Source organism: Cobetia sp. Ld8, from assembly GCF_045066615.1.
Classification (GTDB): domain Bacteria; phylum Pseudomonadota; class Gammaproteobacteria; order Pseudomonadales; family Halomonadaceae; genus Cobetia; species Cobetia amphilecti.
In genome coordinates, this window is sequence record NZ_JBISHF010000005.1 from 48,509 (window position 1) to 69,989 (window position 21,481).

A 21,481-nucleotide genomic window follows, 5' to 3' on the forward strand; every position below is an offset into this window, starting at 1 on the left:
AAAGCGACGTTGAAACCGGTGAAAGTAGGAATCTGTGGTCTAGGGACCGTAGGCGGCGGCACTTATAACGTGCTGATTCGCAATGCCGATGAGATTGCGCGTCGTGCTGGACGCCCGATCATCGTCGAACAGGTCGGCGCACGACGCGACAATCCTGACTGCGATATCACCGGCGTCAGCCGCACGCACGACATCTTCGAGGTCGCGCGCAATCCCGAGATCGACGTGCTGGTCGAGCTGATCGGTGGCTACGATGTCGCCTATCAGCTGGTGATGGAAGCCATCGCCAACGGCAAGCATGTCGTGACCGCCAACAAGGCGCTGATCGCCGTCCACGGCAACGAGATCTTCCGTGCCGCGGCCGAGAAGGGCGTGATGGTGGCCTTCGAAGCCGCAGTGGCCGGTGGCATTCCCGTCATCAAGTCGCTGCGTGAAGGCCTGGGTGCCAACCGCATCCAGTGGCTGGCTGGCATCATCAACGGCACCGGCAACTTCATCCTCAGCGCGATGCGTGATGAAGGTCGCAGCTTCGAGGACGTGCTGGCCGAGGCGCAGGCGCTGGGCTATGCCGAAGCCGATCCGACCTTCGATGTCGAAGGCATCGATGCAGCGCACAAGCTGACCATCCTGGCCTCGATCGCCTTCGGCGTGCCGCTGCAGTTCGACAAGGCCTACACCGAAGGCATCTCGCGCATCACGGCCGAGGACATCGAGCAGGCCGATAACCTGGGCTACATCATCAAGCATCTGGGCATCACCCGCGCCACGGCCAAGGGCCTCGAGCTGCGCGTGCATCCGACGCTGATTCCCAAGGAACGTCTGCTGGCCAACGTGCATGGCGTCAAGAATGCCATCGAGGTGATGGGCGACGCTGTCGGCCCGACCCTTTACTACGGCGCCGGCGCCGGTGCAGAGCCGACGGCCTCTGCCGTGGTCGCGGACCTGCTCGACGTGGCGCGCGATATCGCCACCGACCACCGCTACCGCGTGCCGTATCTGGCCTTCGCCGAGATCAATCAGCACGGCGATACCCTGCCGATCCTGCCGATGGAAGAGATCGAGACGGCCTGCTATCTGCGTCTGCACGCAGTGGACCGCCCGGGCGTGTTGGCGCGTGTCGCGTCGATCCTCTCCGAGCAGGGCATCTCCATCGAGGCGATCATCCAGAAGGAAGCCACCGAAGGGGAGCTGGTGCCGATCATTCTGCTCACGCACCGTGCGCGCGAACTGCACATGAACGAAGCGATTCGCCAGCTGGAAGCGCTGGTGGATGTCGCCGGTTCCGTGGTGCGCATTCGTGTCGAGGATCTCGACGACAACGCCTGATCGCGGGCAAACGGGGCGGGGCTATCGACGGTGATGGCACCGCCCCGCTGGGCAGCCGGCGCAGGCCGGAAGAGCAAGAATCATAACGGTGGCAAGAGCCACGGGAAGACACGACATGCGTTATATCTCCACGCGCGGCCAGGCGCCGGCGCTCGGTTTTGAAGATGTGGTTCTCACTGGGCTTGCCAGTGATGGCGGTCTGTACGTGCCGGAAACCCTGCCGCAGTTCAGCGCCGAAGAACTGACGGCGATGGCCGGTGAGTCCTACGCGGAAATCGCCTTCCGTGTCATGAAGCCCTTCGTCGATGGCGCCATCGATGACGAGACCTTCCGCGACATCGTGCGCGAGACCTACGCGACCTTCAGTCACGATGCCGTCGTGCCGCTCAATCAGCTCGACAGCAACCATTACCTGCTGGAGCTGTTCCACGGCCCGACACTGGCCTTCAAGGATGTCGCGCTGCAGCTGCTGGGTCGCCTGCTGGATCACTTCCTTGCCAAGCGCGGCGAGCGTGCGGTGATCATGGGGGCGACCTCCGGCGATACCGGCTCCGCCGCCATCGAAGGCTGCCGTGCCTGCGATCATGTGGATATCTTCATTCTGCATCCGCACAACCGTGTCTCCGAAGTGCAGCGTCGCCAGATGACCTCCGTGCTGGCGCCCAACGTCTTCAACATCGCCATCGAAGGCAACTTCGATGATGCCCAGGCGATGGTGAAGGCCAGCTTCGCCGATCAGGACTTCCTGAACGGCACGCGTCTGGTCGCGGTCAACTCGATCAACTGGGCGCGCATCATGGCCCAGACCGTCTACTACGTGGCCGCCGGTGTGGCGCTGGGCGCTCCGGCGCGTCAGGTCAGCTTCACGGTGCCGTCGGCCAACTTCGGCAACATCTTTGCCGGCTATCTGGCCTCGCGCATGGGGCTGCCGGTGCGCCAGCTGGTGATCGCCACCAACGCCAACGACATCCTGCATCGTACCATCTCCTCCAATGATTTCTCGCGTCAGGAGCTGAAGGCGACGCTGGCACCGTCGATGGATATCGTGGTGTCCTCCAACTTCGAGCGCCTGCTGTTCGAGGCCTATGGCCGCGATGGTCAGGCGATCCGTGAGCTGCTCGAGCACTTCTCGCGGGAACCGGCAGCACTGGCGGATGCCCCGTTGGCGAAGCTGCGTGAGCTGTTCTCCAGTCACAGTGTCGATGACGAGACGATCCTCGAGGTCATCCGTGAGGCGCACCATCGCACCGGCGAGATTCTCGATCCGCATACGGCAACCGGCTATCGTGCGGCTGAGGTCTGTCGCACCGATAGCGCGACGCCGATGATCACGCTGGCGACGGCGCATCCGGCCAAGTTTGCCGAAGCCGTGGCGCGTGCCGGCTTTGCTGGCGTCGATCTGCCGCCGCATCTGCATGACCTGCTGGAGCGCGAGGAGCGTTACAGCGTACTGCCGGCGGAGTTGGCGGCAGTGCAGGACTTCGTGCGCGAGAATCGCCGCGGGTGATTGCAACAACTGCCGGTTGGCCCGCTCGGGGTGATCGGCAGTCATCTTTTCATGGCCGTCATGTCTGCAGTCCGCTGCCGAGATGACGGCCATGTCGTTTGCCAGGAGCTCTTCATGTCTGTCACTTCCCCCGTGTCGCCCCCATTCTCGCAAGACTCCATGAGTCGTCCGGACGAGCGCACGCTTGCGGCCAGCATTGCGCGGGTCATTCAGCCGCGCGTGCGTGACGAGCGTCTCTATCAACAGGGCATCGCGACCGGGCTCAGCGAATTGCAGGCACGTGTGCTGGCAGGGCGTCTGACGCTGGAGAGCTGCAAGGCGCCCCTGGAGGCGTTGGTCACGCCGGCACTCCGGCATATCGAGCATCCCGAACGGCTGGCCGATGGCCGGCGCGCGGCAGAGCGCATCGCGCGCGCCGTCGCCGAGGGGGAGCATATCGGCATCCTCACCGACTATGACGTGGACGGCATCACCTCGCATGTGGTGATGCTGCGCACGCTGACCGAGCTGTTCGATGTGCCTTACGATCGCGTGCACAGCCTGATCGGCCATCGCATCCATGATGGTTATGGCATCAGTCTGCCGCTGGTCGAGCGCATCATGACGCTGTCGCCGCGCCCGTCTCTGATCGTGACCGCGGACTGCGGCTCCAGTGATGAGGCGCGTCTGGCGTTGCTCAAGGAGGCGGGGATAGAGGTGGTGGTGACGGATCACCATGCGTTGCCTCAGGAAGGGCCGCCGGCTTCCGCCTACGCGACCGTCAATCCGACACGAGATGACTGCGCCTATCCCGACGCGACCATTGCCGGCTGCATGGTCGCCTGGCTGACCATGTCATTGACCCGTAACGTCTTGATCGAACAGGGCAGGTTGCCGAGCGATGCCCCCAAGCTGTCGCCGTGGCTGTCGTATGTGGCGCTGGGGACGGTGGCGGACTGTGTGTCACTGGGGGGCAGTGCGATCAATCGTGCGGTGGTCAATCTCGGCCTCACGTTGATCAACCGCATGCAGGAACCCTGCTGGCGCGCGATGGCAGAGCGGCTCGGGGCGGATAGCGTGCCCTTCAATGCCGAGACGCTGGCCTTCCAGATGGGGCCGCGTATCAACGCCCGCTCGCGTCTGGATGACCCGTACGCCGCGCTGCATTTCATGTTGGCGCGGGAAGATGACGCGGCGCAGCGTGCGCTGGAAGTGCTCGATCAGGACAACCAGTCCCGCAAGGCGATCGAAGCCGAGATGGTCGAGTCGGCGCGTGCCCTGGCGCTTACCTCCTTGCGGGAAGGGCATCAGGTGATCGTGGTCCACCTGGAGGATGGTCATCCCGGGGTGCAAGGCATTGTCGCTTCGCGCCTAGTGCAGCAGTTCGGGCGACCGACCGTCGTGCTGACACCAGCTGCGGTGCCCGGCATGTTGACGGGCTCCGGGCGCTCCATCGAAGGGTTGCACCTGCGGGATGCGCTGCAGCGCGCCCATGATCTCGCGCCGCAGTGTCTGCCGCGCTTCGGTGGGCATCGCGGCGCCGCCGGGGTGGGCTTGCCGCTGACGGAAAAGGACACCTTCACTCGTGCCCTGCAACAGGCAGCCGCGGAGCAGTTGGGGGAGAGGGCGCTCAATCCCTTGATTCTCAGCGATGGTGAGCTGCTGGAAGGGCAGTTGAGTCTGGAGACGCTGGATGAGCTCGAGCGTCTGGCGCCTTTCGGGCGTGAGTTCGAGGCGCCTCTCTTCGAGGGCAGCTTCCTGGTCGAGAGCCTCAGGCCGGTAGGCGCCGATGGCACGCACCTGTCATTGGAGCTCTCGCTCGGGCGTACACGCCTCAAGGCGATCTGGTTCCGTGCGCTGTCACCGGGGGAATCACCGGCATTTGGCGTGGGGGCCTCTCTGAAGTGTGCTTACAAGTTGTCGCGCAATCGCTGGCGGGGGAGAGAGTCACTGCAGTTGATGCTGGAGCACGCAGTGCCTGCATGAGCTTGTTTGAATTGACAGCGATATCTGGCCAAAAAGCCCTTGCCATCAAACCGATTCCTGCGTAAAGTACGCATCCGCTGCCGGGGACGCATGGCGTTACCAGCGGTGAAAGAGGTTTGCAGGTGATTGTTTTTCTTGATGTTTTTGAAGTCCGCTTCGAGTTCATCGATTGACAATCCCGGGCGATTCGCTAGAATACGCCGCACTCCTTACGGAACAGGTGATTGAGCAACGCTCCTCACCGCTTGATGATGCTTAGAGGCAGTCGACTGACTCATCATCAAGTGCTTGACTTCTCAAGCGTTCCGGGTAGAATATGCCTCCTCGCTTAACAGCGACGCTCTTTAAAAATTTGATCAGGTAATTCGTGTGAGCGCTTGCCGATGAGTGGTGACAAGGTCACCAAATATCGGAGCAAGCCTCTCACTCGCCTGACGACCATAGCGAGCGTGAACCACCCGATCCCATGCCGAACTCGGAAGTGAAACCGCTTAGCGCCGATGGTAGTGTGGAGTTTCTCCATGTGAGAGTAGGTCATCGTCAGGCACTTATACCGAACCGCCCCTGTAGCCTTGCTGCAGGGGCGATTCTCTTTGTGCGCAGGAAAAATTGGCGCAAAAGAAAAGCCTCGTGCAAGCAAAATGTGCCGAGAATTGCTGATGAAAGCTGCTAGATCATTGGTGTGATAGACCCGCCAGGTAGGGTTTCTCCCTGCAAGAGTCGCGGATGGCCGCCCCGATCCTCGTCAGGCACTTATACCGAACCGCCCCTGTAGCCTTGCTGCAGGGGCGGTTCTCTTTGTGCTCAGGAAAAGTTGTGCGAGCAAAAGTTGTGCAGAAAGAAGGCCAAAGGAAACGCCCCTGTCACCGATGTGGCAGGGGCGTTTTTGCATTCTCAGCACCTTGATCAAGCGGGATAAAGAAGAGGCACGCGGGGTAAAGAAGAGCAAAGCGGCTGTGGAAAACTCAAGATTCGGCAGTGCAGGAGCTATCCACAAGACCTCGCGACAGCTGTTTTCCCTCCAATGTGCTGCCGGGTGCCCAGGCCTCGGAGTTGCTGGGTGACATGCCATGAGCGCTATCGTTGCGAGTCTTGCGAGAGCCGTCTGGTGCTCTTTTAGGCAGGAAGTGGTCACGAAAAAAGCCCTGCCACACAGCGTGTGACAGGGCTTGGAGGTGATGATCTTGCGCGATTGTCTTGTGCGATCATCTTGCTCTATTTCAGCGCCTATAGAGCAAGTCCTGGAGTGTGTTTCATGACTTGGCGAGCCAGAACCACCAGACAATGGCGGCGATCAGGCCGAACCCTAGCAGATTGATGGCCATGCAGATCATGCTGACGCTCCTTGTGAGGTGGTGGCGGTATTCTCGGGGTTACTCGTTGCGGATCCAGCTGCGCTCGGGGGCGTATATCGGCGCAGACGATTGGCATTGGTCACGACGGTGACCGAGGACAAGGACATGGCCAGCCCCGCGATGACCGGTGACAGCAACATGCCCGTGAAGGGGTAGAGGATGCCTGCGGCAATCGGGATGCCGATCAGGTTGTAGCCGAAGGCTCCCACCAGGTTCTGCTTGATGTTGCGCAGGGTGGCCTGGCTGATCGCGATCGCATCCGCGACCCCGCCCAGCGACGGCTGCATCAACGTGATACCGGCGGTCTCGATGGCGACGTCGGTACCTTCGCCCATCGCGAAGCCGACATCGGCCAGCGCCAGCGCCGGCGCATCATTGATGCCATCGCCGACCATTCCCACCACATGACCTTCCTGCTGCAGCCGCGCAATCTCATCGTGCTTGTCATCCGGTGAGACGCCGGCACGGTAATCATCGATACCGGTCTCGCGCGCCACGGCCGCTGCTGTGTGAGGGTTGTCACCGGTCAGCATGATCACCTTGAGGCCGATGGCATGCAGGCGAGCGATGACATCGCGGCTATCGTCACGCAGCGGGTCGGCCAGGCCGAAGACGGCGAGCAATTCATCGTCGCGAGCCATCAGTATCAGGGTGCGCGCATTGTCTTCCAGCACCGTGATCTGCTCGCTGAGAGGAGCCAGGCTGATGCCTGCCTCTTCCAGCATGGCAGCGTTGCCCATGCGCCAGGTGCGACCTGCATCGTCCTGGGCCTGAATGCCGCGCCCGCTGATGGTCTGGTAGTCATGGAAGGCCTTGCTGCGCGAGGCTTCGGGGCGTCTGGCTTCGATATGTGCCAGCAGCGCCGCGGCCAGCGGGTGCTCGGAGCCCCGCTCCAGTGCATATGCTGCATCCAGCACGGCTTCCTCGTCTTCCCCTTCGAGGAGCGAGACCTCGGTGACTTCCGGCTTGCCGCGCGTCAGGGTGCCGGTCTTGTCGACCACCAGTGCGGTCAAGCGACTGGCGGTCTGCAGTGCCTCACCGCTGCGTACCAGTACGCCATGTTCCGCCGCCTTGCCGACCCCGATCATAGTCGAGATCGGCGTCGCCAGGCCCAGCGCACACGGGCAGGCGATGACGAGTACCGCCGTCGCGACCACCAGCATATGCACGCCGGTCGGCGCAGGTCCGAAGTTGAACCACACCAGCGCCGCGACGATGGCGATGATCATCACGCTGGGCACGAACACGCCGGAGATGGTGTCAGCCAGCCGGCCGATCGGCGGGCGCGAATTCTGCGCCTGACGCACTTGGCTGATGATGCGGCCCAAGCGAGTCTCGCTACCGACTCGCTCGACTTCGAAGACCAGACTGCCACGCGTATTGAGCGTACCGGCGGCTACCTCGTCGCCGATACCGCGTGACACGGGCAGTGGCTCACCGCTGAGCATCGATTCATCGATATGGCTCTGGCCCTCGATGACCCGGCCATCCACCGGGATGCGCTCGCCGGGGCGGATGCGCACCTGGTCCCCGCTGCGGACCTCGTTGATATCGATCTCGCGCTCTTCCCCGTCGCGGATCACGCGGGCCGTGCGGGTCTGCAGATCCAGCAGCGCACGCAGCGCCTGCTGAGTGCGGCCCCGGGCGCGGACTTCCAGCGCCTGCCCCAGGCTGATCAAGCCGATGATCATGGTCGATGCTTCAAAGTAGAGCCCGCGCGCCGCCGGGGGCACGCTGTCGGGGAACAGCAGCACGCCCATGGAGTAGATCCATGCCGCTCCGGTACCGAGCGCCACCAGCGTATCCATGTTGGCCTGATGATGCGTGAAGGCCTTCCAGGCGCTGGTGAAGAAGCTGCGTCCTGCCGTGGCGAGCACGCCCAGCACGGCGACGCCGATCGCAAGCCACACCCCGCGCTCGAGCCCGTCGAAGCCGGGATGATGGAAGAACATGCTGATCATCAGGGGGATGCCGATGCCCAGTGACAGCACGCTGTCACGGACACGAGAGCGATATTCCTGATCGGCGTCCTCTTGCTGTTGCTGCTCACCGGCCTGCGCGTCTTCCACCAGGCTTGCCCCGTAGCCGACGCCTTCGATGGCCGAGACGATCTCGTCGGGAGCGAGGCGGCTCGTGACCTGGGCGGTGCGCGAGGCGAAGTTGACCTGCGCCTGCTCCACTCCATCCAGGCCATCCAGTGCCTTCTGGATCGTCGCCACGCAGCTGGCGCAGGTGACGCCGGACAGTGAGAACTCGGCGCTTGCGCTATCGGCTAGTTGGCTCTCAGTCGCTGCCTTGTTTGCAGTACCTGACGCGTTCGCAGCGCCTGACTTGCTCGCAACGGCCGGCGTATCAGCAGCCGGCGCGGCTTGAGCTTCATCCGCCTCGGCGGGGGCCTCAAGCGAATAGTCCGTCTCGAGGATGATTCTCTCGAGCAGCCCGCGCGGCAGACAGGTGTCCACGTCGAGAGTGTCTTCTTTCGGCGTGCCACTGACTTGCGCGGTGTCATCCCAGTGCTGGATGGCCTCGCGCAATCTGGCGACGCACTTCTGGCAGTGCATGCCGTACACCGACAGATCGTGATGGGCGCGTTCCGGCAGGGCTTCCTCCTTGAGGGGGTAGCCGCAGTCGTCCGCGACTTCCTGCAGTGCCGTGGATAACAACTGGCTGTGCATCAGCAACAGCTCTGCATCAGGTGCGCCGAGCAACTCGGCCTGCGGGTCCTGCGCCTGCAGGGCACGACGAATCCTGCTGACACAGCCCTGACAATGGATGCCTGGCGCCTGCAGAAGGCGTGTCTCGGGAAGTGATGTAGTCATCATGATTGCCCCCCGTCGCGGCGTTTGGAAGTGGAAGCGGTGTCGGGCATGTCCTGCGGAAAGCCTTCGATCAGACAGCACACGCTGTTGCCGTCCGGCACGCCATCCGGAAGGTCCTGCCAGCAATCCAGCGCATGCTCCATGCGCTCTGCGAGGGCTTCCAGCTCACGAATGCGCTCGCGCACTCTCGGCAGGTGCTGTCGCAGCAGGTCACGAACCAGCGGGCACGGCGAGTCGTGCTGGTCCGCCTGCTCGAGAATCTGTTTGATGTCGGCAAGGCTGAAGCCCAGCTGGCGTGCCTGACTGATGAATTTGAGGCGTACCAGCGCCTGCTCATCGAAGCGCTGGTAGTTGTTGACGGGATCACGTCGGGCCGTGATCAGCCCCTGGCGCGTGTAATGGCGAACGGTTTCGGCGGTGACGCCCCCCGCGCGGGCCAGTTCAGCGACTTTCATTGCATCATCTCCTGGTGATCAAGAGTGGCGGAGAGAGCATTCGGCTGCCCTGAAGGTCTGTCGGCAGCCAATGTTCCGTGACTGATCATCAGTGTAAGACTTATGTGTTGCACATAGGTCAAGCGAGGCGATACATACGAAAAAGCTGATGTTCGACCAATAGGCTAGAGGGGGGAGCAGAGGGGGCTGTCGTGTTTTAAACGCTGGCGACGAGGCACTAAATCGTCGTCAGGTCATGGGCTTAGCAGCACGAGACAGTGCAGACATGAATGAAAGTTCCCTGAATACTAGAAATCTCCCTATTCAAACAAACGTTCGCCCTTGACTTGAACGATCGACTCGCCCAAAACGTAAGTGACAGGGCTATGCATCAACGAACGATAACAACAACATGCAGCTCTCCAAGCCATCTGCAATGGGACGCCATCCATAATGAAAAACAAGATGAACAAACTCACCCTCGGGGTCGCTCTGGCAACGGTAGCCACGGCTTATGCCGGTGGCGTTCACGCGGGGGCCTTCCAGCTGAACGAGCAGAGTGTCAGCACCCAGGGCACCTCCTTCGCCGGGCGCGCCTCGAATGCCAATGATGCCTCTACCGTGTTCGGCAACCCGGCCGGCATGTCCTTCCTGGATCGTGCCCAGATCACTGGCGGTGTGACCTATCTGGACGTCAATACCGATATTGATGTCGCCACCGCGAATGATGCACTCGGCCGCCCGGTATCAGGGAGTGATGACGGCGACATGGTGCCGGGGGCGGCAGTGCCTTCCTTCTATTACGTGCAGCCGATGAACGACCGGGTAGCACTGGGCTTCGGGGTCTACGCGCCCTTTGGTGTGATCACCGATTATGGTTCTGATTTCCGCGGCCGCTATTTCGCCAATTACAGTGAAGTCGAGGTGGTCACCGCCCAGCCGACCATCTCCTACCGCATCAATGACAAATGGGCCATCGGCGCCGGTGTGACCTACAACAGCGTCAAGGGTGAGCTGACGTCGAATACTCTCGATGCTGGCACAGGCGATGGCAAGGTCAAGATCAAGGGCGACGATGCCGCCTGGGGCTACAACGTCGGGGTCATCTTCCAGCCGGTGGAAAGTACCCGTCTCGGTCTGTCCTATCGCTCCAAGGTGGATTACAGCCTGGAAGGCGAGGCCAAGTACAACAATGTCTTCACTGGCACGGGCTTCGCGAATACCGAGCAGGATGCGTCGCTGGACGTGACCCTGCCGGAAAGCATCGACTTCTCCGTGACGCACAAGCTGGATGATCGCTGGACGCTGATGGCGGGCGTGACCTGGGTGCACTGGAGCCGCTTCGATGAGATCGCGGTGGAAGTCGACAACATGAACGACATCGTCGAGGAGCAGGGCTACGAAGACAGCTGGCAGTACGCGGTGGGTCTGAGCTATCAGCTCAATCCGCAGTGGGTGCTGCGCACCGGCATGGCCTTCGATGACAGCCCGACCGTGGATGAGCATCGCAGCGCGCGTATCCCGTCCGGTGATCGCACCATCTTCTCGCTGGGGGCCGGCTGGACGCCGATGCCGGAGCTGACCATCGACATGGCCTACACCTACCTGTGGGAAGAGACGGCCACCGTCAGCCTGAGCGAGCCCAACCGTGGCACCTATGAAGCCGATTACGAGAATGAAGCGCATGGCTTCGGTCTCGGCGCGACCTATCGCTTCTGAGCATGGCAGCGCCCTGAAGCGCTGAGCTGATCTCACGACAACCGATACAAAAAACGCCCGGTCATATGACCGGGCGTTTTTTGTCGTCCCTGCCGGGTTCATCAGGCAAGGGCGGAACTATCGCCTCAGCGCGAGCATTGGCGAACCGTCACCAGCGTATGACATGACGATCAGAAGTCGTAACGCGCCAGGAACATCAGCTGGTCGCGGTCGGCGCTGTACTCGCTGCCGTCTGACTGGCGGCTGTTGTCGAAGCGATACTCGGTGGCCAGCGTCAGGTCCTTGACCCGCCAGGCCGCGCCCAGAATCTGATAGGCGTAGCGTGCTTCGCTGTCGGCGTCCTCCAGGTGATTCAAGCCACCGTAGAGCTCGACACTGTCATCGCCCCAGATGACCTCCTTGAACTTGTAGTTGACCACGAATTCCGCGCCGCGCGCCTTGTCGACGAAGCTTTCCGAGGAGTCCAGGGTGCTGCCGGCGATGTGGTTGCGATATTCCCCGCCCACGAGGGCGATGTACCAGTTGCCCGGTGACCAGTGACCGCCGAGCAGCCAGGCATCGATATCGCCGTTCTCGCTGTTGCCGCTCTCGTAGTCGCTCAGCTCCGTATGGTGGAAGACCCCGCCCACCGTGAAGTCCTCGTTCGGGTGCCAGTTGAGCGCGGCTTCATAGCTGTAGTCACGCTCATACCCCGAATACTCGGTCTCGGTGGTGAAGACGCCATCCTCGAAGAGTGAGGTCTCGTTGCTGTGCTGACCATCATGGCCGAGCTGGTAGAGCAGGCCGACAGTGACATCGTCGAAGCCTTTCTTCCAGTAGAGCGAGTTGTCCGGCCGCCCCGTGCCATGCAGGCCACCATCACCGCTGCGGCCTTCGAAGGTGCCGGACGCCTCGCCACCATTGATCCAGAACCAGTCGGTGTTGACGGCCACCATGTCGTACCAGGGGCCATACTGCTTGCCGACCGTGAAGCTGCCCCATTTCTCGTGGGCCGCTCCGGCGTAGAGCATGCGCTTGTAGTGAGCATCGGTGCCGTCCTTGAACCAGGGATCGAAGCCCCATTCGGCGCGGATGATGGAGCTCCAGCCCTGCTCGAACTGATGCTCGTGGATCAGGCGCACCCGCGAGCCGCCGTTGTAGATCTCGTCGTGTGCGCCATCCTGGATCACCGCAAACGCCGCCAGGCGGCCACTGAACTCGACGCGGTCGGTATCCGTCTTGTAGACCTCGATGGCCTGGGCCATGGGGCTCATGCTCAGCAGTCCCGTGCCGAGCAGGGCTGCGCCAATCGCGTGACGCAGTCGTGAGTGAGTGTGGAGGGGGATGCTGGCTGTTGTTGTAGGTTGCATCGTCATCCTGTGCATGTCTTTCCATCGGTGTGGGTCATGCCGGAGCGTCCTGCTCCGGCCTCGGTCGGGTGCAAGCACCCGGTTGGCAGCCAATGCCGATCCGCGTGAGCGACCCGGCTGCCCTTGCCCGGGGCGAGGCCGGGCGCTCATCGCCACCCTTCAGACAGGCAGTGATGAGGCCATGCGCCTTTTCTCAGGCAAAGCGGGGTCTTGATGGGCGCCTCAGCGCCCATCAGGCATGTCGTCTTTTCAGGGTGTCAGTGGTGCGTCTGGCCCAGGTCCGGGGCGAAGGCAGCCTGCATCAATTCACGCGTATAACGCTCACGGGGTGCCTCGAAGATGGCGTGGGTACTGCCGCTTTCCACCACCTCGCCTTCCTTCATCACGATGAGGTGATCTGACAGCGCACGGACTACCGCCAGGTCATGGCTGATGAACAGATAGGTCAGGCCGTGGCGCGCCTGCAGGTCGCGCAGCAGGTCGATCACCGTGACCTGTACCGAGCGGTCCAGCGCCGAGGTCGGCTCGTCCAGCAGCAAGAATTCCGGCTTGAGCACCAGGGCACGGGCGATGGCGATGCGCTGGCGCTGACCGCCGGAGAATTCATGTGGATAGCGATTGCGCATGCCGGGGTCGAGGCTGACCTCGCTCAGGGCGTCGCAGACCCGCGCATCGCGCTGGGCGCGCTTGAGCTCGGGGTGATGCACGCGCAGGCCTTCGCTGATGATCTCGCCCACGGTCAGGCGCGGCGACAGGGAGCCGAAGGGGTCCTGGAAGACGACCTGCATGCGCGAGCGCAAGGGGCGCATGCCTGGCTTGTCCAGCGGCATGATATCGACGCCATCGAAGCTGATCTGGCCCTGGCTCTTGAGCAGGCGCAGCAGGGCGCGCCCCAGCGTCGACTTGCCGGAACCGGACTCGCCGACGATGCCGATGGTCTGGCCGCGTCGCACCTCGAGATCGATGCCGCGCACCGCCTCGAAGGCGACCTTGGGGCCGAACAGCGGACGCTTGATGGTGAAACTGACACGCACATCGCGCGCCGACAGCAGCACCGGTGCATCCGCTGCCACCGGCGCCTTCTCGCCGGCCGGTTCGGCATCGATCAGCATGCGGGTGTAGGCATGCTGCGGACTCTCGAAGACGTCGTGGGTGGCGCCGGTTTCCAGCAGCTCGCCGTGACGCATCACGCAGACGCGGTCCGCGAAGTGGCGCACGATGCTCAGGTCGTGGGTGATGAACAGGATCGCCATGCCGTAGCGCTGCTGCAGCGACTTGAGCAGCCGCAGGATCTGCGCCTGCACCGTGACATCCAGCGCGGTGGTCGGCTCATCGGCGATCAGCAGGTCCGGCTCGCAGGCCAGCGCGATGGCGATCATCACGCGCTGACGCTGGCCACCGGACAGCTCATGGGGATAGCTGTCGATACGTCGCGCCGGCTCCGGGATGCCGACCTGCTCGAGCAGTTCCAACGCCTTGTGGCGGGCTGCGCGGCCCTTGAGGTCACGATGCAGTGCCAGTACCTCGATGATCTGGCGCCCGATGCGGTGCAGCGGATTGAGCGAGGTCATCGGCTCCTGGAAGACGGTGGCGATGCGGTTGCCGCGCAGCTCGCGCATGCGCCGCGTGGAGGCACTCAGCAGGTCTTCGCCGCGCAGGCGGATGGCGCCCTTGATCTCGGCGAGTTCCGGCAGCAGGCGCAGGATGGCGGTGGACGTGACCGACTTGCCGGAGCCGGACTCGCCGACCAGCGCCAGCGTCTCGCCCTTGTTGAGGGTGAAGCTGACACCCTTGACGGCGGGTACCGCGCCGTCCGGCAGCTGGAAGTCGACCTTGAGGTCATCGATCTCCATCAGCGGCGGCGTGCCCGGCGCCTCGGCGGCCAGTCCCAGGCGGGTCAGGGTGTCGGCGCGGGCCTGGTCGGCGGCGTTGCGTGCTGGCGGCAGGCTGGAGGAGGTGCCGGAGGTAGAGGGTGAAGAAGTCATGATCAGCGCTCCGGTTCAGCGAGTCTTGGGGTCGAGGGCATCACGCAGCCCATCGCCGAGGAAGTTGAGGCAGAACAGGGTCGCGGCGAGGAAGGCCGAGGGCACCAGCAGCATCCAGGGGGCGGTCTCCATCATGTCCTTGCCTTCGGAGATCAACACGCCCCATGAGGTCAGCGGTTCCTGCACGCCGAGGCCGAGGAACGACAGGAAGCTTTCCAGCAGGATGACCTTGGGCACCGTCAGCGTGACGTAGACGATCACCGGCCCCAGCGCATTGGGGATCAGGTGGCGGGTGACCACCTGCAGGTCGCGCACGCCCAGCGCATGCGCCGCCTCTACGAATTCACGCTTCTTGAGCGCCAGCACCTGGCCGCGCACGATGCGCGACATGTCCAGCCACTCCACCGCGCCGATGGCAGCGTAGATCAGGAAGATATTGCGACCGAACACCACCATCAGCAGGATCACCAGGAACATGAACGGCAGCGAATACATGATGTCGACGAAGCGCATCATCAGGTTGTCGGTGCGTCCGCCGAAGTAGCCGGAGACGGCGCCGTAGAGCACGCCGATCACCAGGCTGACGAAGGTGGCGACCAGCGCCACCGACAGCGAGATCTGGCCGCCATGCAGGGTGCGGGTCAGCAGGTCGCGGCCGTTGACGTCGGTGCCGAAGACGTGGCCGGAGGCCAGGTCCGGACCGGTGCCGATGGCGTTCCAGTCGACTTCATCGAGTTCGAAGGGCGTCAGCCACGGGCCGATCAGGCAGGCCAGCACGATGACGGCCATCACCACCAGGCTGCACATGGCAGCGCGGTTCTGCTTGAGACGACGCCAGGCGTCGCGGGTCAGGCTGTCGCCTGCCGGCGCGGCAGGGGGCTGGCCGTCGAAGGCACTGGCACCGCCGGTGCCGTGGGAAGCGGGAGTTGTCTGTGACATGTCAGGGCCTCGGGTCAGTCGTCGTAGCGGATCTGCGGGTCGAGCATGCTGTAGAGCAGATCGACGATCAGGTTGAGCAGCAGGATCAAGGCGCCATAGAAGACCACCGTGCCCATCACCAGGGTGTAGTCACGATTGAGCGCACCCTGCACGAAATAGCGCCCGATGCCGGGAATGCCGAAGATCTGCTCGATCACCACCGAGCCGGTGATGATGCCGGCGATGGCCGGGCCGAGGTACGAGACCACCGGCAGCATCGCCGGTCGCAATGCATGGCGCAGAATCACCTTCCACTCGCTCAGCCCCTTGGCGCGGGCGGTGCGGATGTAGTGACTGCCGAGCACCTCGATCATGCTGGCGCGCATCATGCGGGCGATGTAGGCGATCTGCTGGATGGAGAGCGCCACCACCGGCAGCAGCAGGTTCTGCCAGGCGCCGCCGTTCCAGCCGCCGGCCGGCAACCAGCCGAGCAGCACGCCGAACACCAGCGCCAGCAGCGGGGCGATGACGAAGTTGGGCACCGCGATCCCCGCCAGCGCAGTACTCATCACCACGTAATCCGCCGTCGAGTTGCGCCGGATGGCCGCGATCACCCCCAGCGGAACCCCGATCAGCAGCGCGGCCAGAATCGCCCACATGCCCAGCTCCAGACTGGCCGGGAAGCCCTGGCTGATCAGCTCGCTGACATCGAAGTCCTTGTACTTGAAGGACGGGCCGAGATCGCCCTGCACCAGATCGCCCAGATAGCGCAGATACTGCATCGGCAATGGCTCATCCAGGTGATAGGCCGCGCGCAGGTTCTGCTCGATTTCCGGGGGCAGACGGCGCTCGCCATCGAAGGGGCCGCCCGGGGCGACCCGCATCAGGAAGAACGACAGGGTGATCACGATCAGCAGGGTGGGAATCGCCTGCAGCAACCGTTTGAGGGTGTAGCTCAGCATCCAGTGCTCCGTCCGGGCCGCTGCCCGGGTGTGTCGTTGTTATTGGTGACTGTCGTCTGTCAGTGCGAGGTATCGAGCTGCAGATAGCGACTCGGGTGCACGTCCAACGCATTGGGCGCCCAGCCGCTGATGGCGGGGTCGACAAGACTGGAGGTGACATAGTCGTAGAGCGGCAGCACCACATTGTTGTCGAGCAGATACTGCTCGGCGTCGTGGAGCTGGCGCTGGCGGGTGCCGACATCTCCTTCACGCGCCGTCGCCTCGATCAGCGCATCGTAGGTCGGTGAGCTGAGCCCGGGCGCGTTGGAGGTGTTGTCGCTGCTGAAGGCGTTCAGGAAGTCGTAGGCATCGGCGATGGTGGCGATCATGCCGTAACGACCGACCTCGAAATCGCCCAGCGCCAGATCGCGGTAATGCACCGCGGCCTCGGTGTTGGTCAGCGTCACCTTCACGCCCAGCGGTTTCCACATCGCGCCCAGGGCCACGGCGATCTTCTTGTGGTCTTCCAGGGTGTTGTAGCGCAGGGTCAGCTCAAGCGGGGTATCCGGGCCGTAGCCCGCGTCTGCCATCAGCTCGCGCGCCTTCGCCATGCGCCTGTCCATCGACCAGTCAGCGAAATCGAAGCGCGCGCCCTGATGCTCACCCAATGCCTTCGGCACGAAGTGCCAGGAGGGAATCTGGCCCATGCCGAGAATGCGCTCGGTGATCACCTCACGGCGCGTGGCCAGATTCAGCGCGCGACGGATGCGCTGGTCGGCCACCGGCGAGCCCTCGCGCAGATTGAAGACATAGAAGTACTCGCCGAGGATCGGGTAGGTCTGCAGGGCAGCGGCCAGATTGTCCTGGATCCAGGTGTAATGGCTGGCGGGTACGCCGTAGGCGATCTCGACCTCGCCGGCGCGGAAGCGATTGAGCGCGGCATGACTCTCCTCGATGGGCAGGTAGACCACCTCATCGAGCGCGACCGTGTCCGCCGCGTGATAGCGCGGATTGGGCGTCAGGCGAATCTCGGCCTGGGGCGCCCAGGTCTTGAGCACGAAGGCGCCCGAGGTGGCCATGTTGGCCGGCCGCGTCCAGCCAGCGCCCTTGGCCGCGATCACATGGCGTGGCAGCGGAGCGGCTTCGCTCATCGCCAGCGTCTGCTCCAGCGTCGCCGAAGGGTGGCTGAGAGTGATGGTGAGCGTCTGCGCATCCGGTGCGGCAACGCCAAGCTTCTCCGCGGGCAGCTCACCGGTATTCACCGCGCGGGCATTGACGATCGGGTAGTAGAGCGTGGCGTTGTGGGCCGCGGTGGCGGGTGTCAGCAGGCGGCGCAGCGCGAAGACGGCATCCTCGGCGGTCAACGGCGTGCCGTCTGACCATTCGAGCCCCTCGCGCAGATGGAAGGTCCAGCTCAGCCCATCGGCGGACGACTCCCAGCGCTCTGCCAGCCCGGGAACCAGCTTGCCGTCGGCGGAGTAGGCGATCAGCGGCTCGAACAGATCACGCGTGATGCGTGTCTCCCAGGTGCCGTTGGTCTGTTGCGGGTCCAGCGAGCCGGGCTCGGCGCCATTGGCGATACGCAGGATCTGCTCGCCGCGGCTTGTAGATTCTGCGGCCATGGCGCTGCCGGAAGCGCCAAGGGAGAGGGAAAGAACGGACAGCAGCAGGCCTGCGCTGAGGCTTGCCGCGCATTGCATCGGTGAGGTGGGGGACATGCATGAACTCCTTGTCACGCCCGTGGGGCGCGACGTCATCTTCTGGTGCCATCCTTGGCAGATGCCACGCTCCTGCCCTGCCGGACACAAGCGTGGACCCATGACGATCTAGAGAGCGGCGAGCCAGCTCAGAGGCTCACAGGGCTCGCCTCACTCGGAGAACGAGACCCAGCGCGAGCGGTGGGTATCCTCGATGTTGTTCTTCCAGCCGCTGAGCTTGGGGTTCACCAGATTGCGCGACACGTAGTAGTAGATCGGCAGCACGGCGTAGTCATCCAGCGCCTTGCGCTCCGCGTCCTGCATCAGGGCCTCGCGATCCTCCATGTCGAGCGTATTGGCAGCCTCTTGCATGTCGTCATCCAGCGCACTGTTGGAATAGGCGCCGTAGTTGTTGGGCACGCCGCTTTCCAGCAGGTTGAGGAAGTTCTGGGCGTCGTTGTAGTCGCCTATCCAGCCGGCGCGGCCGACATCGAACTTGCCCTGGCGCATGTCCTCGTAGTGCACCGCGACTTCGGCATTCAACAGATTGACCTTCACGCCCAGTGGCTTCCACATCGCGGCGGCGGCGATGGCCACCTTCTTGTGGTCTTCGCTGGTGTTGTAGCGCAGGGTCAGCTCCAGCGGGTTGTCCGGGCCGTAGCCGGCGTCTTCCATCAGGGACCTGGCCTTCTGCATGCGCTCATCCATCGACATGTCCTTGAAGGCCATCTCCTGGATGTCGTAATGGTTCACGCCGGTGGGCACGAAGCTGTAGGCCGGCACTTCGCCGGTGCCGAGAATCTTGTCGGTGATGATGTTGCGGCGGATGGAGAGGTTGAGCGCCTCACGCACGCGCGGGTCTGCCGTGGCATGGCCATCGCGCGAGTTGAGCACGTAGTAGTAGATGCCCAGGTAGGGCGCGACGTGGGTGGCGTCCGGCAGGTTGTCCTTCAGCCAGCCGTATTGCTGGGTCGGGAATTCGCGCGCGATGTCGATCTCGCCGGTGCGGAAGCGCTTCAGGGCGCTGTTGCGCTCCTCGATGGGGTAGTAGATCACCTCATCCAGCGCGACCTCCCTGGCATCGTGGAACTCAGGATTCTTGAGCGCGACGATGCGGGTCTGCGGCTGCCACTCGCTCAGCTCGAAGGCACCGTTGGAGACCATCTTGCCGGGGTCGGTCCAGTCCTTGCCGTACTTCTCCACCACATGTTTCGGCAGCGGGTAGGCGGTGTAGTGCGACAGCTGATCCAGGAAGTAGGGCGTCGGGCGCTCGAGGGTGATCTCGAGGGTGTGGTCATCCACGGCACGCACGCCGAGGGTGTCCGGCTCGGCTTTGCCACTGTTGATGGCCTTGGCGTTCTTGATCGGATACAGGATGTAGGCGTAATCCGAGGCATTTTCCGGCGTCATGATGCGCTTGAGCGCGTACACGAAGTCCTCGGCGGTCACCGGCTCACCGTCTGACCACTTGCCGTCCTCGCGCAGCGTGAAGGTATAGGTCTTGCCATCGTCGGAAATCTGCCACGACTCGGCCGCGCCGGGGATGCGCTCGCCATCGGCGGCTTCGGTGACCAGGCCCTCGAAGAGGTCGCCCACCACGTCATTTTCCCAGGTGCCGGAGATCTGCTGCGGGTCCAGCGAGGCCGGTTCACCCATGATCGCCAGCTTGAGCGTGTCGGCCATGATGCCCTGGGAGGCAACGATGCCCCCGGCCAGCAGCAGAGAGCCTGCCAGGCGTTTGAGCATGAAGCGTCCGGGGAGCACCGGGGTGTGAGAGGGGGAGTGCAGTCGTGCCATGATAGGGAAGCTCGCTATTGTTGTTAGGGGTAATACGAGTGTCGCCTTCTACCATCGAATCTTTTCCTGCCCGCTGTCCATGTTAAAAAATGGATGGCTTATGCATGCATTCGATAAACGTCATGCAAGGCGTGGAAACTCGGGCCATTCGGGGCAGGCGGGCCTTTGAATCACTTTGGTCGTATTCGCCGCCTGCCCGCTGATGGGCGGCATGCCTGGCAGCCGAGAGCCGTCGCTTGCCCGCTGGCCACGGATGATGGGCCGGGCATGGTCGCCACGCCGGGAAATGGCTACAATATCGGGCTTTGCGCGCTGTCGATCTGCACATGCACCCTCGGGTGGCATGTGGCGGAGCCCGTCGCTTGCGACAGGATCGCCGCGCACCCATTCACGCATCATCGCCTCAAGACAGGACGACCATGCAAGAGATCAATCCGATCACCAACCTCATCAAGGACCTGTCCGAAAGGGCAGAAGTCCTGAGGGGGTACCTTTGACTATGCCGAAAAGCAGGATCGGCTAGAGGAAGTCACTCGCGAGCTCGAGAATCCGGATGTCTGGAATGACCCGGACTACGCGCAGAAGCTCGGCAAGGAACGTGCGTCGCTGGAGCTGGTCGTCAAGACCCTCGACGACATGAGCAACGGTCTGTCCGACTGCTCCGACCTGCTGGAAATGGCGGTCGAGGAAGAGGACGAAGGCACCGTGGACGAAGTCGTCCGCGAGCTGGACCAGCTCAAGGCCAGTCTCGAGAAGCTCGAGTTCCGCCGCATGTTCTCGGGTGAGATGGACGCCAACAACGCCTACCTCGACATCCAGGCAGGCTCCGGCGGTACCGAAGCGCAGGATTGGGGCAACATGTTGCTGCGCATGTACCTGCGCTGGGCCGAGCATCACGGTTTCAAGACCGAGATCGTCGAGGCGAGCGCCGGTGAAGTCGCCGGCATCAAGTCCGCGACCATCCACGTCGAGGGTGATTACGCCTTCGGTTGGTTGCGCACCGAGCTTGGCGTGCACCGTCTGGTCCGCAAGAGTCCCTTCGACTCCGGCGGCCGTCGTCACACCTCGTTCGCGTCCGTGTTCGTGTCGCCGGAAATCGATGACAACATCGAGATCGACATCAATCCGGCCGACCTGCGCACCGATACCTATCGCTCCTCCGGCGCCGGTGGTCAGCACGTCAACACCACCGACTCCGCGGTACGTATCACCCACGTGCCGACAGGCATCGTGGCGGCCTGCCAGACCGAGCGTAGCCAGCACTCCAACCGTGACCGCGCCATGAAGATGCTGAAGGCGCGTATCTACGAAGCCGAGATGCAGAAGCGCAACGCCGCCAAGCAGGAACTCGAGGACTCCAAGTCCGATATCGGCTGGGGTAGCCAGATCCGCTCCTACGTCCTCGATGACCAGCGCATCAAGGACCTGCGGACCAGCGTCCAGTCGAGCAACTGTGACAAGGTGCTCGACGGCGACCTCGATGACTTCATCGTCGCCAGCCTCAAGATGGGGCTCTGAGCGCGAGTACCCTCGCGGCCCAGCGCCTATTCGCCTCCGCCGGTCTCGCCGGCGGAGGCCACGAATCCCCGTATCGCGGTCAGCACTGATGGTCACAATCGTCAGGCTGATCATGATCTGTCGTGGCCCAGGCCATGACCCTTTGACACGA

At 63.2% G+C, this 21,481-nt stretch carries 13 protein-coding genes and 1 rRNA gene; 6 read left to right on the forward strand and 8 right to left on the reverse strand.

All coding sequences use genetic code 11. The features are described from left to right. Nucleotides 1-9 precede the first annotated feature (9 nt). The 4 genes from ACJJV2_RS00840 (at nt 10) to rrf (ending at nt 5,344) form a co-directional block, all read left to right on the forward strand. Nucleotides 10-1,326 carry a homoserine dehydrogenase gene (locus ACJJV2_RS00840; protein ID WP_166017814.1) on the forward strand — a complete coding sequence of 439 codons (1,317 nt, stop codon included), beginning with the start codon at nt 10-12 and terminating at the stop codon, nt 1,324-1,326. 115 nt (nt 1,327-1,441) lie between these two features. Beyond that, entirely contained in the window at nt 1,442-2,833 is a 1,392-nt protein-coding gene (thrC, locus tag ACJJV2_RS00845) for a threonine synthase (protein WP_043336430.1), read from the forward strand. A gap of 159 nt (nt 2,834-2,992) precedes the next feature. Next, nucleotides 2,993-4,798 carry a single-stranded-DNA-specific exonuclease RecJ gene (locus tag ACJJV2_RS00850; RefSeq protein ID WP_405277891.1) on the forward strand — a complete coding sequence of 602 codons (1,806 nt, stop codon included), beginning with the start codon at nt 2,993-2,995 and terminating at the stop codon, nt 4,796-4,798. Nucleotides 4,799-5,228: 430 nt separating this feature from the next. Then, nucleotides 5,229-5,344 (forward strand): 5S ribosomal RNA (gene rrf / locus ACJJV2_RS00855). 784 nt (nt 5,345-6,128) lie between these two features. On the opposite strand, the gene ACJJV2_RS00860 is transcribed toward rrf, so the two are convergent. Then, nucleotides 6,129-8,975: a heavy metal translocating P-type ATPase gene (locus tag ACJJV2_RS00860; RefSeq protein WP_405277719.1), complete on the reverse strand. Its 2,847-nt coding sequence runs from the start codon at nt 8,973-8,975 to the stop codon at nt 6,129-6,131. Beyond that, nucleotides 8,972-9,427 (reverse strand): MerR family DNA-binding protein, encoded by a 456-nt coding sequence (locus ACJJV2_RS00865; protein ID WP_043337156.1) that lies wholly within the window; start codon nt 9,425-9,427, stop codon nt 8,972-8,974. The genes ACJJV2_RS00860 and ACJJV2_RS00865 overlap by 4 nt, the downstream gene beginning before the upstream one ends. A gap of 444 nt (nt 9,428-9,871) precedes the next feature. Between ACJJV2_RS00865 and ACJJV2_RS00870 the strand changes: the two genes are divergently transcribed. After that, nucleotides 9,872-11,125: an OmpP1/FadL family transporter gene (locus tag ACJJV2_RS00870; protein ID WP_405277722.1), complete on the forward strand. Its 1,254-nt coding sequence runs from the start codon at nt 9,872-9,874 to the stop codon at nt 11,123-11,125. Between the two features lie 170 nt (nt 11,126-11,295). Here ACJJV2_RS00870 and ACJJV2_RS00875 read toward each other — a convergent pair whose 3' ends face one another. From ACJJV2_RS00875 to ACJJV2_RS00900, 6 genes are all read right to left on the reverse strand, one after another. Then, complete coding sequence (locus ACJJV2_RS00875) at nt 11,296-12,378, reverse strand: porin (protein ID WP_347421929.1); 1,083 nt, start codon at nt 12,376-12,378, stop codon at nt 11,296-11,298. Nucleotides 12,379-12,731: 353 nt separating this feature from the next. Continuing rightward, nucleotides 12,732-14,327 (reverse strand): ABC transporter ATP-binding protein, encoded by a 1,596-nt coding sequence (locus ACJJV2_RS00880; RefSeq protein WP_405277893.1) that lies wholly within the window; start codon nt 14,325-14,327, stop codon nt 12,732-12,734. Nucleotides 14,328-14,474: 147 nt separating this feature from the next. Then, nucleotides 14,475-15,398, reverse strand: a complete 924-nt coding sequence (locus ACJJV2_RS00885) for an ABC transporter permease (protein WP_405277724.1) — start codon at nt 15,396-15,398, stop codon at nt 14,475-14,477. Nucleotides 15,399-15,412: 14 nt separating this feature from the next. Beyond that, nucleotides 15,413-16,339, reverse strand: a complete 927-nt coding sequence (gene oppB, locus ACJJV2_RS00890; protein WP_043337152.1) for an oligopeptide ABC transporter permease OppB — start codon at nt 16,337-16,339, stop codon at nt 15,413-15,415. Between the two features lie 59 nt (nt 16,340-16,398). Next, a complete protein-coding gene (locus tag ACJJV2_RS00895) occupies nt 16,399-18,036 on the reverse strand; it encodes a peptide ABC transporter substrate-binding protein (RefSeq protein ID WP_405277727.1) in 1,638 nt (545 codons plus the stop codon). A gap of 150 nt (nt 18,037-18,186) precedes the next feature. After that, nucleotides 18,187-19,812 (reverse strand): peptide ABC transporter substrate-binding protein, encoded by a 1,626-nt coding sequence (locus tag ACJJV2_RS00900; protein ID WP_405277729.1) that lies wholly within the window; start codon nt 19,810-19,812, stop codon nt 18,187-18,189. A 419-nt stretch (nt 19,813-20,231) separates the two neighbouring features. On the opposite strand from ACJJV2_RS00900, the gene prfB reads away from it, so the two are divergent. Next, nucleotides 20,232-21,330, forward strand: a protein-coding gene (prfB, locus tag ACJJV2_RS00905) for a peptide chain release factor 2 (RefSeq protein WP_107335890.1) whose coding sequence is annotated in 2 segments (ribosomal slippage) — nt 20,232-20,306 and nt 20,308-21,330 — 1,098 coding nt in all. Because the reading frame shifts where the segments join, the coding sequence is not laid out codon by codon here. Nucleotides 21,331-21,481: the final 151 nt, after the last annotated feature.